The sequence below is a fragment of the Planococcus sp. RAB007_Raresut genome (genome assembly GCF_057369535.1).
This window is the reverse complement of sequence record NZ_JBXYIF010000004.1, coordinates 100,419-115,165: the sequence shown is the minus strand read 5'-3', so window position 1 is coordinate 115,165 and position 14,747 is coordinate 100,419. Positions and strand designations below refer to the sequence as shown.

15 protein-coding genes are annotated in these 14,747 nt (G+C 36.8%); 13 read left to right on the top strand and 2 right to left on the bottom strand.

All coding sequences use genetic code 11. From position 1 onward, the window contains the following. Positions 1-47: 47 nt before the first annotated feature. On the top strand, positions 48-290 hold the full coding sequence (locus AC2Q9J_RS09470) for a hypothetical protein (protein ID WP_499039313.1): 243 nt from the start codon (positions 48-50) through the stop codon (positions 288-290). 104 nt (positions 291-394) lie between these two features. Here the strand turns inward: AC2Q9J_RS09470 and AC2Q9J_RS09465 are convergent, their stop codons facing one another. Together AC2Q9J_RS09465 and AC2Q9J_RS09460 are read right to left on the bottom strand one after the other, a co-directional pair. Further along, entirely contained in the window at positions 395-1,312 is a 918-nt protein-coding gene (locus tag AC2Q9J_RS09465; RefSeq protein WP_499039311.1) for an LCP family glycopolymer transferase, read from the bottom strand. A gap of 15 nt (positions 1,313-1,327) precedes the next feature. Next, a complete protein-coding gene (locus AC2Q9J_RS09460; RefSeq protein WP_499039309.1) occupies positions 1,328-2,071 on the bottom strand; it encodes an SGNH/GDSL hydrolase family protein in 744 nt (247 codons plus the stop codon). A gap of 212 nt (positions 2,072-2,283) precedes the next feature. Here AC2Q9J_RS09460 and AC2Q9J_RS09455 point away from each other — a divergent pair, with 212 nt between their 5' ends. The 12 genes from AC2Q9J_RS09455 to AC2Q9J_RS09400 all read left to right on the top strand — a co-directional run bounded on the left by AC2Q9J_RS09455 (position 2,284) and on the right by AC2Q9J_RS09400 (position 14,747). Then, a complete protein-coding gene (locus tag AC2Q9J_RS09455) occupies positions 2,284-3,012 on the top strand; it encodes a YveK family protein (protein WP_341201682.1) in 729 nt (242 codons plus the stop codon). A gap of 3 nt (positions 3,013-3,015) precedes the next feature. Continuing rightward, the gene (locus AC2Q9J_RS09450) at positions 3,016-3,717 is read left to right on the top strand and encodes a CpsD/CapB family tyrosine-protein kinase (protein WP_499039307.1); all 702 of its coding nucleotides are present in this window, start codon (positions 3,016-3,018) and stop codon (positions 3,715-3,717) included. A gap of 155 nt (positions 3,718-3,872) precedes the next feature. Next, positions 3,873-4,640 (top strand): tyrosine-protein phosphatase, encoded by a 768-nt coding sequence (locus AC2Q9J_RS09445; RefSeq protein ID WP_101803144.1) that lies wholly within the window; start codon positions 3,873-3,875, stop codon positions 4,638-4,640. A 226-nt stretch (positions 4,641-4,866) separates the two neighbouring features. Next, complete coding sequence (locus AC2Q9J_RS09440; RefSeq protein ID WP_499039305.1) at positions 4,867-6,702, top strand: polysaccharide biosynthesis protein; 1,836 nt, start codon at positions 4,867-4,869, stop codon at positions 6,700-6,702. A 133-nt stretch (positions 6,703-6,835) separates the two neighbouring features. Next, positions 6,836-8,089 (top strand): lipopolysaccharide biosynthesis protein, encoded by a 1,254-nt coding sequence (locus AC2Q9J_RS09435; RefSeq protein WP_499039303.1) that lies wholly within the window; start codon positions 6,836-6,838, stop codon positions 8,087-8,089. 27 nt (positions 8,090-8,116) lie between these two features. Then, positions 8,117-9,193, top strand: coding sequence for an EpsG family protein (locus AC2Q9J_RS09430; RefSeq protein ID WP_499039301.1), 1,077 nt, complete (start codon positions 8,117-8,119; stop codon positions 9,191-9,193). Positions 9,194-9,221: 28 nt separating this feature from the next. Continuing rightward, on the top strand, positions 9,222-9,788 hold the full coding sequence (locus tag AC2Q9J_RS09425; RefSeq protein WP_499039299.1) for an acyltransferase: 567 nt from the start codon (positions 9,222-9,224) through the stop codon (positions 9,786-9,788). Between the two features lie 21 nt (positions 9,789-9,809). Further along, positions 9,810-10,679, top strand: coding sequence for a glycosyltransferase family 2 protein (locus tag AC2Q9J_RS09420; RefSeq protein WP_499039297.1), 870 nt, complete (start codon positions 9,810-9,812; stop codon positions 10,677-10,679). 9 nt (positions 10,680-10,688) lie between these two features. Further along, positions 10,689-11,702 (top strand): NAD-dependent epimerase, encoded by a 1,014-nt coding sequence (locus AC2Q9J_RS09415; RefSeq protein WP_499039295.1) that lies wholly within the window; start codon positions 10,689-10,691, stop codon positions 11,700-11,702. Next, positions 11,702-12,982, top strand: a complete 1,281-nt coding sequence (locus AC2Q9J_RS09410) for a nucleotide sugar dehydrogenase (protein WP_499039293.1) — start codon at positions 11,702-11,704, stop codon at positions 12,980-12,982. The genes AC2Q9J_RS09415 and AC2Q9J_RS09410 overlap by 1 nt, the downstream gene beginning before the upstream one ends. Further along, positions 12,970-14,142, top strand: a complete 1,173-nt coding sequence (locus tag AC2Q9J_RS09405) for a glycosyltransferase family 4 protein (protein ID WP_499039291.1) — start codon at positions 12,970-12,972, stop codon at positions 14,140-14,142. The genes AC2Q9J_RS09410 and AC2Q9J_RS09405 overlap by 13 nt, the downstream gene beginning before the upstream one ends. After that, positions 14,142-14,747 carry a sugar transferase gene (locus AC2Q9J_RS09400; RefSeq protein WP_499039734.1) on the top strand — a complete coding sequence of 202 codons (606 nt, stop codon included), beginning with the start codon at positions 14,142-14,144 and terminating at the stop codon, positions 14,745-14,747. Before AC2Q9J_RS09405 ends, AC2Q9J_RS09400 begins: the two co-directional genes overlap by 1 nt.

Here is a 14,747-nt window from a genome sequence, read left to right as displayed (position 1 = left end):
GACCTAATGCCTATACTATAAAATAACTAGAAAGCGGGATGAGGAGTATGCACCCCTACCAAGAGTACATAGAAAAACTGGAAAAAGAATATAATAAAAGCATAAAAGATGTTATATACGATTATTATATTATCCAAGACGAAGGGCCGTCTGTTACAGCGAGAGAGCTGGACATCCCGCGCAGAGCCGTGCTGCATTTCATCTATGAATACAACCTTCGCCCGCTTAAACACCAAAATATTAAAAAAAAAGCAGTAATTTCACCTAACAACCTGCGCGCTGCGCAATAGATGTACAAAGCTGCCCAAAGTCATGAAAGAAGACTGGGGCAGTTTTTGTTTACTTAAAACAAAAAACCACAGGAGCTCTTGCGAGCTTCCTGCAGTTCCCGGTATTACATATTCAAATGATCTTTCAAAGTGGACTTAATCTCAGCCAACTCATTCTCATCCATCATATAATACCAAATGCCATCAATCGTTTCACCGTAGCCATCATCAACGATGATCTGGTCAACTTTGCCAACAGCATCGCGGTAATTCTTCTGGACTTCCATCATTTCGCTGAATTCCATATTCGTACGCACGTTATTGCCAAGTGCCGTGAAGATATCTTTATAGTTAACTAGGCTGTTAACCGAAGCGCCTTCGCGCATAATTCCTTGGATAACTTGTTTCTGGCGATCCTGGCGGCCGAAATCTCCGCGTGGATCCTCTTTACGCATGCGCACATAGCCTAAAGCTTCGTCGCCGTTCAAGTGGATTTCACCAGCCGAGTAGCCATCAAATGCCATCGGGCTGTTAACCGTTACGCCGTCAACTGCATCAACGATATCTTTAAAACCTTCCATATTGACCTGTACGACATAGTCAATCGGAATATCAAGTAAGTTTTCAACTGTAGCCATCGACATTTCAATTCCGCCAAATGCGTAAGCGTGGTTGATCTTGTCCATCATGCCGCGTCCGATAATTTCGGTATACGTGTCACGTGGAATCGACACCATCTTCGTTGTCTTGTCTTCCGGGTTAACCGTCAACACGACCATTGTATCGGAGCGGCCGCGGTCTCCTTCACGTTCATCGACTCCAAGGAGCAGGACAGAGAAAGGATCTTTTTCATTCAATTTCACTTCATCAACGCGCATATCCGAAACAGGGCGGTCAATTGGTTCGTGGATTTCATCCATTGTATTTGTGAAGCTGTTATACACACTGAACAGGTAAATCCCGACACCAATTACGATCAGTCCCAAAATCCCGACGATCCAGGGCCATTTTTTCTTCTTAGCCTTTTGTCGGCTTCTTTTCATGTTGTCTGTCCTCCGTTAGCTGCCGGTGAAATAAGCGATTAAAGCATCTGCCCATGTAGCGGCACCTGTATTATTAGGGTTGCTGTCTTCCGTTAAATATTCCTTAAGTGTCAAATCTTCTGTAGAAGGCCACCCGACCCAATGGTTAATATACGCATAATCGCGCATCTCCGCAAATTGTTCCAAAGCACTTACCTGTGTCTGGTAGAACTGGGCGCCGTAAATTGGCTGAGGCGGATGCAAGACCAGCTCGGCGTCGCTTTCAGCACTCAAAATCTCTCCGAACACATTTTGGATATGTACATGTTCCGTCTCGATTTCTACACGTCCGTTATTCTTTAACGTAAAAGGTTCCATCAATACGACGTCATAGCCCGCCGAAAGTTCCGGCCCGCTCATCAGAAATTCTTCAGAAGTCCCATCAAAAGACATGACTTCCGTTTCAACGAAACCTGCATATGAACTTTCCAAAGCATCAGTCAGCAGTTGAGCATAACCTGGTTCGCCATCATTCATCACTTCAGATCCAATGATTAGAAATTGAACCTTCTCGCCTTGTTCTTTCCTATTAAAGAACACTTCCTGGACTTGCGAATCCATCGAAGCAGTCAACCCGTCCAAATCGATATCCGCTGTTTCTTCCGATACTGCCTCCACGTCTTCTTCGGTTTCTTCTGCCGGAGCGGCAACAGTTGCCTGCTCGGCAGGTTTCCCGGCAGAAGCGAGTTTCTCTTTCCAGGACGCATAACTAAAAATCAAGATAATTCCACATAACAGTATAGATAGTCCAATGCTAAGCTTTTTCAAAACAATGATTGCTCCTTCCCAATACACTATATATAAAACTAAAGATAGCATAAATCCGTCTATTAGCCTAGAAATCTTTTATAAATTTGAAGTTAACATAGTCATGGATTATGCTATACTAGCATAAGTTGTTTAAAAAAGACCTTAAAGGAGCTACCACCTAAATGGAAGAAACTATCAGTTTACAGGATCTCTTCAAGACGATCCGCAAGCGTCTCGGCCTTATTGCGCTGCTGACAATCCTGGCAATCACGATTGCCGGAGTCATCTCATTCCTTGTCCTAACGCCTGTCTACCAGACTTCGACAGAAATCCTCGTCAACCAGAGCCCTGCTGAAACCGGCCAATTGACGAACCAGAACATCCAAACCGATTTGCAATTGATCAATACATATTCCGGAATCATCAAGAGCCCGGCAATTCTCGATCAAGTAGTTGAAGAAATGAACTTGGATATGACAACAGATCAGTTGACTAGTAAAATTACCGTCAGCAACGCCGACCAATCACAAATAGTTAACATTACTGTGCAGGACGAAGACCCGGCGATGGCAGTAGAAATTGCCAACACGACAGCTTCCGTATTTGAAAACGACATCCAGGAATTGATGAATGTCGATAACGTTACCATTCTTTCACCAGCAGTATTGAAAGAAAATCCTTCACCAGTAGCACCGAACCCGATGCTGAACATGGCAATCGCTGGAGTAGTCGGATTGATGCTTGGAGTCGGAATTGCATTCCTATTAGAGTATTTGGATACATCAATGAAAGACCAGCAAGATATTGAAGACGTTCTTGGTCTTCCGTTACTCGGTGTCATTTCACCAATTGTTGAAAAAGCCGAACTTGGACCGGACAATAAAACGACATCAAGAAGAAGGGCGGGGTAAAAGATGGCCAGAAAGAAAAAAGTTCTCCAGCAGACAGCACGTAAACTCATTGCATACACGACACCCCGTTCGTATGTAGCTGAACAATTCCGTACGCTGCGTACAAACATCACGTTTTCATCACCCGATGCAGACATACGCACCATGGTCGTCACATCAGCAGCGCCATCAGAAGGAAAGTCGACAACGTCGGCAAACCTGGCCGTGGTATTCGCACAGGAAGGCAAGAAAGTTCTTCTGGTCGATGGTGACATGCGTAAACCGACAACCCATTACACATTCCATACAGGGAATACAACTGGTTTATCAAGTGTATTAACCAGACAGACTACAGCAGAAGAAGCGATCCGCCCAACTGCGGTGGAACGTTTGGACTTACTAACGTGTGGACCGATTCCACCGAACCCGGCAGAATTGCTGTCATCGAAATCGATGGATGCGTTAATTCGCCAATTGAAAGGGATGTACGATCTGGTCATCTTTGATGCACCGCCAGTTCTATCAGTTACGGATGGTCAAATCCTTTCCAATAAATGCGAAGGAACGATTCTTGTAATCAACTCAGGCGGTACAGAGAAAGAAATGGCATTAAAAGCGAAAGAAGCGATTGAATCTTCGAATAGCCGGATAATCGGTGCTGTGTTAAACAACTTCGAACTTCCAAAAGACAGCAGCTATTATCAATATTACGGCGCAACGGAGTAAAAAGAGGCGACTCTTTTTACTCTTTCTTTTGGAAAAGACATGAAATATTTGGTAAAAAATATTACAATTAAAAATTAAAAAAATTAAACTACAGTATATATAGAAGAAACTCAAAATAACTTCTCTATTTACGGCCGACTAAGGAGGAACACCGAGTGATCGATACGCACGCTCATATACTTTCAGGACTGGATGATGGCGCACAGAACATGGATGAAACAAAGGCTTTGCTGCAAAAAGCTGTGGATGAACAGCTTACAGGTATTATAGCGACTCCTCACGCCTACCACCCAAACTTTAAAACGGATTTGGATAAACTAAAATTACAGCTTGAAAATACGCGAAGTTATTTAGCTGAACAAAACATCCCTCTTAAAATCTACAGTGGACAGGAATGCCGCTTAACAGAAAAACTGCCTGATCTACTAGATGAAGGCAAAGCATTAACGATGGCTGAGTCGCGTTATGTACTTTTAGAACTGCCTTCTTCAGGAGTGCCGGGCTATACCGTACCGATCATCCAGCAATTGATCACCCGCAATTATGTACCGGTCATTGCGCATGTCGAACGCAACCAGGGCATCATCGAGAAACCTGAACGACTGAATCGTCTATTGCTTCACGGGGCAATGGCGCAAGTGACGGCTGGTTCTGTATCCGGCCATTTTGGTAAAGCGATTCAGAAAACAGCTTTTGATCTCATCGAAGCTAATTTGGTCCACGTGTATGGATCGGATGTGCACAGCATCGATCAACGTCCCTTCCATTTTAATGCCGGACTGGATCTGTTGGAGAAAAAGAACCTGCATGAATTTGTCGATATCTTCCTTGAGAACAACGATCGGATACTGCTTAATGAAAATCTTCATGTGCTGGAGCCGCAAACTGTTCAAAAAGGGAAATGGTGGAAAATATTTTCTTAATATAATTAATAATATTTTTATAGTCTTTAGACCTATATTCTGTTGAATTTTTATGGAGGGCTGAAAATGTCTAGCGTTTTCAGCCCATTCTAGGATTTTCCCAACACAATCGACACAATTCGACAGTGACTTAGTATAATAGTCGTGTTACTATAAACTAAGTTTTTGTTATATATTCACTGCTTATGCAAAAAAATATTATTTCATAACAGAAAAGAGCGATTGTATGTCTTTGAAAAACCGAACATCATTACTCGCTGTGGTGGACTCTTTAATTGTATTTTTCTCTATTTTCATCGGATATTTTCTCCTCCACCCGCTGGTCAATCCCTTCGAAAGGCCTTTCCTGATAGCAAGCGCTATTACGATTTTTGCAGCCCATCACGCTTTTGCAACTTATTTTGGTCTTTACCGTAAAGTATGGGAATATGCTTCAATCGGCGAATTGAAGCTGATTTTTAAAGCTGTAGGCTTTTCAATTCTTGCTGTGGGTATAGTCCAATTCCTATTTAAAGGTGAAGTATTGTGGCGCGCCTTGGCGATCACCTGGATGCTTCATCTCTTATTAATTGGAGGATCTCGTTTGTCCTGGAGAATTTTCAGGGATTCGAAGTACCGTGTGAAAACGGGCGATTTAAAGCCAACCATGATTATTGGAGCCGGCCAAGCTGGGCAGATGGTAGCAAGACAATTATTGACCAATCCGGAAAACGGTTTGGTACCTGTCATTTATTTGGATGATGACGTCAAAAAGCATGGTTATGAAATTCATGGCATCCGCGTAGCGAACTCAGGCACCGATTCTATCGAAGAAATTGTTAAAGACAATGAAATAGAGCGGATTATTGTGGCGATTCCATCCATGAGCAGACAGGAAAGCGCAGAGCTGATGAAACGCTGTGTTGATACTGGGATCCACACACAAACAATTCCGATGATTGAAGACATCATGACCGGAAAAGTGTCTGTAACAGATATGCACGATGTAAAAATCGAAGATCTTCTTGGACGCGATGAAGTGCAGTTAGATATGAATAAAATCGCGAACCAGTTAACGGGGAAGACGATTCTCGTAACTGGGGCAGGCGGCTCGATCGGTTCAGAAATCTCCAGACAGATTATGCGCTTTGGTCCGAAGAAACTTCTGCTTCTTGGGCATGGAGAAAACTCAATATACCTAATTGATATGGAGTTGCGTAAGAAGTTGACACCCGATACTGAAATCATCCCAATTATCGCGGATGTACAGGACAGAGATCGCATGTTTACCGTTATGGAACAGTACAAGCCAGATGTTGTTTATCACGCAGCGGCACATAAGCACGTTCCTTTAATGGAAGGAAACCCGATGGAAGCGGTCAAGAACAATATCTTCGGTACGAAGAATGTTGCGGATGCAGCACACATCAGCGGAGTGAAAAACTTCGTTATGGTTTCTACTGATAAAGCCGTTAACCCACCGAATGTCATGGGAGCAACAAAGCGCTTTGCAGAAATGCTTGTGCAAAATTTGGCAAAACGTAGTGATACGAAATTCGCAGCTGTCAGGTTCGGCAACGTACTTGGCTCAAGAGGATCGGTTATCCCGCTCTTCAAGAAACAGATTGCAGCAGGCGGGCCGGTTACAATTACAGACAGTAAGATGACTCGATATTTCATGACAATTCCAGAAGCATCCCGTCTCGTAATTCAGGCAGGTACGTTAGCCGAAGGTGGAGAAGTCTTCGTGCTGGATATGGGCGAACCCGTGAAGATTGTCGATCTTGCGCGCAACTTAATCCGCTTATCAGGCTATACAGAGTTGGATATACCAATTAAAGAAACGGGTATTCGTCCTGGTGAAAAACTTTTTGAAGAGCTATTGAACGAGGATGAAATTCAGAGCGAAATGGTTTTCCCTAAAATATATGTGGGAAGAGCGAATCCGGCTGCAGAGCTTGAGTTGATGTTGTTGATGGAGAAGTTGCATGAGATGAGTAATGAAGAAGTTAAGGAAGTACTCATTGGGTTAGCGAATCGGAAGAATGTAGACATAGATAAGTTGCCAATTGGTACAGCTTAAAGAGCGCTAAAAAACTATTTAGTAACTAAAGTTAAATGTATTAAAAGGATTCGGTATGTTTAATGATTTTTCGATTTCTATACCATTTTTCATCAAGAATTTAGGTAAATTAACATTGCAAAGAGGTTTAAATATGATTTTTGATAAAGTAAAAAAAAGTACTTTTGGTAAAAACTTTCTCTATCTTTTTTCGGCTTCACTATTAGCGCAAATGTTCACTTTATTAACTTCTCCCTTTCTAACTAGATTATATTCACCAGAAGAATTTGGGGTATTTTCCTTTTATTTATCACTAATATCTTTATTAGTAGTTTTTACTACAGGAAGTTATGAATATAGTATAAATACTTTGTCAAGTGATCGAGAAAGTATAAATATGCTGAAAGTTATAGGATTTTGTATTTTATTTTCAGTAACATTTTTTTATGTAATTTCAGAAATACTTATTAATTTTGTTATTGGACCCACTAGTTTTTATAACTCGAATTTTAATTTTTTATTAGTAGTGACCTTATTTGTTATCAGTAGTTTGAATGGGATAACTTACTATCTTAACCGAAAAAAAGAATTTACAATAATATCAAAAGGAAATATTTATAAAAGTCTAATAAATAATTCTTTTTCTATTTTTCTCGGTGTGCTAGGATTAAATTTTATTGGATTAATTTTATCTCACATATTTTCTAACTTATTGGTATTGGTTCATAATTTCAAAAAAAGTGTGTTAAATAAGACTTTTTTTGAAAAGAAAACTGATTACTCGGATTTGTACTTAGTCGCCAAAAAAAATATAGAGTATCCATTCTACAATACTCCTTCTCTTTTTTTTAATAACGTTTCTTTACAAGCTCCAGTATTAATATTAATTAACTTCTTTACCGAAGCTGTTGTCGGCTTTTATTCGCTAACAGTTAGAGCAATTGGAATGCCTTTAACATTAATTTCTTCTACACTGTCACAAATATTTTTAAGTGAAATATCTACTTTAGAAAGAGAAGGGAAATCTTTTAAAAAAATATTATTGAAAACTTTATCGGTTATGGCAGTTGTAGGGATTTTACCAGTGGTGGTTATATTAATTTGGGGCGAATCGCTTTTTATTATAATTTTCGGTAATGAGTGGGCGTTAGCTGGAGAAATTTCACAAATAATAATTTTTTCGTATTTTTTCAAATTCATTATATCTCCTTTAAGTGTTGTATTTTATGTAACAAAAAAAGTGAAATTATTATCGAAAATTCAATTTGTTAGAAGTATTACAACATTGCTAGTTCTAATATTAAGTTCTTTAAACTTTGATCTTTTATCAGTTATCTTTTTCTATACAATTCATGAATGCGTATTTTATATAATATATTTATTATTCATTTTAAAAGTTTCAAGATGATATCGATATTTTTTGAGGAGACATTTAATGATTCTTTATTTATACTTTTGCATTATAATATTTGGAATTTCTTTATTTAAAAATGAAACTTACATAAATAATAAATATAACAAACTTGGATTGTTAATATTATTTGTTGGGTTTTTAACTTTCTCATTTTCAACTACAATTAATTCGTTTATTACAGGTGATAAAGCCATAAGTGACACTATAATTTATGTAAGGAATTTTTATGAATATGGAAATATGTCCATTAATGAAGTTTTTAAAAATAGTGATCATGAGCCTTTATTTCTAGTACTTTCGTGGATTATATATCAAGTAACGCCATCTCATTACATATACTTAATTATAATATGGTTGTTATTTAATTTTATATTAATATTTTCTCTTAAAAGAATGCTTTTATCGTCATCCTCTTTAATCTATGTATATTTAAGTTTTATGCTTTTACCTTTCTTACTACCATACTTAATTAATGGAATAAGACAAGGATTTGCAATGTTGTTCATTTTACTTTCTATTAGTTTTTTATATAAAACTAAAAAAATGTTGTATTTTTATTTGTTTTTAATAATAGCTTTAGGGTTTCACTATTCTGCTCTTCCATTTGTAATAATTTTGATATTAATAGCAAATATTAGGATATCTGTAAAATCTCTATTAGTAACTTGGGGACTTTGTACATTTTTTTATCTTACAGGTATTAATGAAATTCTTGGGAACGTATTTCTTAATAATATAGGAATACTAAGTAGTTATTCAGAATACTCTAGAGACGGAACTGTTAACGTAGGATTGAATGATTTTTCTTATTTATTATTTAGTTTTCTTTTTGTAATTTATGGACTAGTTTTTTATAAGAGATTTAATGCCAGTGATATTTTAATATACAAAGTCTATCTTGCTTTCAATATAATTTTTTTAATGCTAGGGTTTATAACTTATTCAAATAGAGTTAGTGCATATTCGTGGTTTTTTATACCTTTACTTTTATGGTTACCATTTACATATACTAATAATAGATATATCCGATCGCTTTTAGTAATGTTAACCATAGTAATTGGCATATTTAGTAATAGTTATTTCTATTTCACTAACTAAATACATGATTGAAGAATGGATGGATAATATGAGTGGAAGAAATTTATTTGAAAAGCATGAGAAAAAAATTAATTTTGTAGTCAGTTTAACAAAGTTAATACCTAAACCTTTTTTTATTTTCTTATGGAATGTCTCAAGCTCCTCAGAAGGTAAAATACCTTTATTGATAAGATATTTATTTTTAAAAAAATATTCTAGAAAATGTGGCACTAATATATTTGTTGGAAAAAATGTTGTAATTAAAAATGAAGAAACTATCGATTTTGGAAGTAATATTAGTATTCATGCTTTTTGTTATATAGATGGATATGGTGAAATTGAAATAAAAGATAGTGTTTCGATATCAAACCACTGTTCAATTATTTCGTTTAATCATACATACACGGATGCCGCCCTTGAAATTAAATATAACCCAGTCGAAAAAGGGAAAATTAAAATTGGTAGTGATGTTTGGATAGGGAGCGGATGTAGAATTCTCCCTAATATATCTATTGGTGATAGAAGTATTATCGCTGCCGGGGGCGTTCTAACTAAAAGTGTACAAGGAAATTCAATTTATGGTGGGATACCAGCGAGAAAAATAAAAGAAATATAAGAAAAAGGAGGTTTATTCATTTTGTTAACAGTTTTTACCCCTACGTTTAATAGAGGATATACCCTTGGTCGTTTATATAACAGCTTATTGAGACAAACAAGCAACGATTTTGAATGGATAATTGTGGATGATGGTTCCACCGATAACACACGAGAAGTAGTCGATAAATTTATTTCAGAAGGAAAAATTCCAATTACGTATATTTATCAGAATAATAGAGGTAAACATATTGCACACAATACTGGGGTTGAATATTCAAAAGGTGAATTATTTACTTGTTTGGATTCAGATGACTGGTTTTATGATGAAACTGTGGAGTCTATTCTAAAAAAATATTCTGTTATTAAAGATCGGAATATTGCAGGTGTAATTGGATTAGATACTTATGAAAATAATGAAATAATTGGAAGCTTGTTTTCTGAAAAACTAATTTTTGCAAGTTGGGAAGAGTTAATATTTAAATATAAGATGAAAGGTGATAAGGCTATTTTTTTTGTTACTTCTCTCCTTAAAAAATTTCCTTTTCCTGACAATGAAGATAAACATATGCCACCGAGTTATCAATTATATAAAATGAGCGGGAAATATAAATTCAGTTTAACTAACCAAAAATTAAAATATGTCGAGTACCTACCTGATGGTATTACAAATAACATTAGAAAAAAATACAAAACAGCCCCTAATAACTATTGTGAGTACAGGCTCTTAATGTTAAAAATTTCTCCATCACTTTTATTCAGAATAAAAAATGCAGTACATTACAATGTAAGCAGAATTTATTCAAATAAAAATAGAGATTTAAGTAATCTAAGTTTTGGTAACAAATTATTAATTTTTCTGAACTACCCAATCGGAAAGTTAATTTGGATGAGATTGGAAAAGAAGGAGTAAGATGTATAAATGAAAAAGGTATTAATTACTGGTGCAAGTGGGTTTATAGGTTCTCACTTAGTAAAAAATCTCTTGAAAAGAGAATATAAAGTTACTGGATTAGATAATATGAATGACTATTATTCTGTGGAATTAAAAAAGTCTCGCTTAAAGACATTAGAAAATAAAAATTTTAATTTTTATCAAGCAGATCTAGAAAATAGAGATGAAATAGAAAAAATTTTTTTAAATGAACAACCTGAAGTTGTCGTGAACTTAGCAGCACAAGCAGGTGTTCGTTACAGTTTAGAAAATCCACAAGCATACATTGATTCTAATATAGTAGGTTTCATGAATATTTTAGAAGCTTGTAGAAATAATGAAGTAAAGCATCTCCTATATGCATCTTCAAGTTCAGTATATGGGGCAAATACTTCCCTGCCATTTTCAGTCCATGACAACATCGATCATCCGTTAAGCTTATATGCTGCAACTAAAAAGGCCAATGAATTAATGGCTCATACATATAGCAGTTTATATAACATTCCAACTACAGGACTTAGATTCTTTACAGTATATGGACCATGGGGACGACCGGATATGGCATTGTTCATGTTTACAAAAAATATTATAGAAGGCAAGCCAATTGATGTCTTTAACAATGGAGAAATGTTAAGAGACTTTACTTTTGTTGATGACATTGTTGAGTCGATTTCTCGGCTTATTGAAAAACCAGCTAAACCCAATCCAGACTGGTCGGGAGATAAGCCAGATCCCGGTACAAGTTATGCACCATATAAAGTTTATAATATTGGAAATAACAGCCCCGTACGATTAATGGATTTCATAGAAGCTATTGAAGAGAAAACAGGTAAAAAGGCAATCAAAAACTTTATGCCACTTCAGGCAGGAGATGTTCCTGCAACTTATGCGAACGTTGAGGATTTGTATAATGAAATTGATTTTCAGCCAGAAACAAATATTAAAGATGGTGTAGGAAAATTCGTTGACTGGTATGTTGACTATTATGGAGTGAAATTATAATGAATAGAAAAATTGGCGTAGTAGGATTAGGATATGTAGGATTACCAGTAGCTGTAGCTTTTGGTAAAGAGCACAATATTATTGGATTCGATATAAATGAAGGAAGAATATCTTCATTAAAAAGCGGTACTGATTATACTAACGAAGTAACAGATAAAGAACTAACCGAAACATCGATTGAGTTCACTTCTGATCCTTCAAGATTAAAAGAGACAGATTTTATGATAGTGGCGGTGCCAACTCCTATTAATGAGCACAATCAACCTGATTTGACGCCTTTAGTTAAAGCATCTGAAACAGTGGGGAAAAACTTATCGAAAGGTACAATTGTAGTATTTGAATCTACAGTGTACCCAGGTGCAACAGAAGAAATTTGTGTGCCAGTACTTGAGAAGATTTCCGAATTAAAATGTGGAGAAGATTTCTTTGTCGGATACTCTCCGGAACGCATTAATCCAGGGGACAAAGAACATACTTTTACAACAATCACGAAAGTAGTATCTGGTCAAACGCCAGAAGTTTTGGAAATAGTTGCGGATACTTACGCGAGTGTAGTAAAAGCAGGTGTTCATAAAGCTAGTTCAATTAAAGTAGCAGAAGCAGCGAAAGTTATCGAGAACACTCAACGAGATGTAAACATCGCTTTGATGAATGAGCTGGCTTTGATATTCGATCTATTGGATATTGATACTGCAGAAGTTTTAGCTGCAGCAGGAACAAAGTGGAACTTCCTCAAGTTTTCTCCTGGCCTAGTAGGTGGTCACTGCATCGGTGTAGATCCATATTACTTAACGCATAAAGCGCAAGCAGTTGGCTATCAACCTGATGTAATACTTGCCGGCCGTCGAATTAACGATGATTTAGGTAAGTATATTGCCAGAACATTAGTCAAAAAATTGATAAAACAAGGAACACCGGTTCAAGGTGCAAAAGTCACAATGCTTGGTCTAACTTTTAAAGAGAATGTCCCTGATTTACGTAATTCCAAAGTAATCGATGTTATACGTGAGCTTCAGGAATACGATATTGATGTCCAAGTTACCGATGCTGAAGCAGGCGCAGAAGAAGCTAAACATGAGTATGGCGTGAACTTAATTCCTTTTAGCGATTTGGATAAAGCTGATGCAGTGGTTTTAGCGGTTCCTCATAGAAGTTACGTTGAAAAAGGGTGGACTAATGTTCAATCACTGCTTCATAACAATAAAGGAATTGTAGTAGACGTTAAAAGCATACTTCCTTTGCAAGAAAAACCTGAAGAGATTTCATTATGGCGATTGTAAGAGCAGAAGCACCAAAAATCTTGCAAGTCTGCGCAATTGATTTTTCTGTGGACCGACTTTTGAAACCGCTTATCCTCGAAAGCATGAATAAAGGATATGAAGTTCATAACGGCTGTGAAGATACCGGCTTTTTTACAGAACTTGAATCTGAAAACCTAACGATGGTTCGAGTGCCAATTGAACGTAAAATATCACCTATATCGAATTTAAAAGCTATTAAATCGCTTATGAGCCTGATGAAACAAGAAGAGTATGATATTGTCCATGTTCATACTCCGGTAGCAGCTCTGCTTGCTAGAGTAGCAGCGAAGTTAGTCGGACAAAAAAACATTGTCTATACAGCACATGGGTTTTATTTTCATGATGATATGAAGCCTCTGGTATATAAGGTGTTTTATACAATCGAGAAATTTGCTGCAAGATGGATGACAGATTGGTTATTAGTTCAAAGTATTGAAGATTACCAACTTGCTATAGATAACCGTTTTTCATCGAAAGAGAAGACTATTCATCTTAGTAATGGTGTCGATATCTGGAATCGCTTTAATATGAATCATACTTTTGATGTTGAAGGCATGAGAGAAAGTATCGATATAGAAAAAGATGATATCGTCTTCACTTTTATTGGCCGGCTGGTAAAGGAAAAAGGGATATTCGAATTAATCGAAGCGTTTAATGAGTTATATAAGGAAAACCAGCATGTGAAACTAGTGCTAATTGGTGGTCTTTTAGATAGTGAAAGAGATCAAGAATCCTATAACAAGTTAGAAGAACTCCTAAAGTCACCAGGAGTTAGACATTTGGGCTTTAGAAATGACACACCTGAACTATTGGCAGCCAGTAACGTTTTTGTATTGCCTTCTCATAGAGAAGGATTGCCTCGTTCTATAATTGAAGCAATGGGAATGGGGTTGCCAATCATCGCTTCAAATATTAGGGGCTGTAGGGAAGAAGTGTTTCCCGGAAAAAATGGTTTTCTTTTCGAAAAGGAAAATATAAATGAATTATATAAGGCTATGAAGCAAATGGCTACTGATGGAGAAATGAGAAAAAAATTCTCAATTAATAGCCGGACTATAGCAGAAGAGTTATTTGACGAACAAAAAGTACTAGCAAAGCAAATCGCACTTTTTGATAAATTGACGAAAGTTGTGAAATGATGAAAAGAACTTTTGACTTCATAGTTAGCCTCGGGGCTTTGATTATTTTATCTCCGATCATTTTGATAACTGCTTTGTTGATACGGATAAAAATTGGCAGTCCAGTTATTTTCAAACAAGAACGACCTGGCCTTAAAGGAAATCCCTTTTATGTTTATAAGTTCCGTACAATGACGGATGAACGGGACGATAAAGGAACCCTGTTATCAGATGATATAAGGTTAACTTCTTTTGGCAAGCTCTTAAGGAAACTTAGCTTGGATGAACTGCCACAATTAGTAAATGTACTTAAAGGAGACATGAGTTTCGTCGGACCACGGCCATTATTAATGGAGTATTTGAATTTATACAATGAGAGACAGTTGAAGAGACATGAAGTTCGACCTGGAATAACAGGATGGGCCCAAGTCAACGGGAGAAACGCAATTTCCTGGGAAAAGAAGTTTGAATATGATGTATGGTACGTAGAAAACCGTTCATTTTTCTTGGATATAAAAATTCTCCTCATGACTGTATTGAAAGTATTCAAGTCGGAAGGAATTTCTCAGGATGGTCAAGCGACGATGACAAAGTTCAAGGGAAACGAAAGCAGCAGGGGGCAGTAA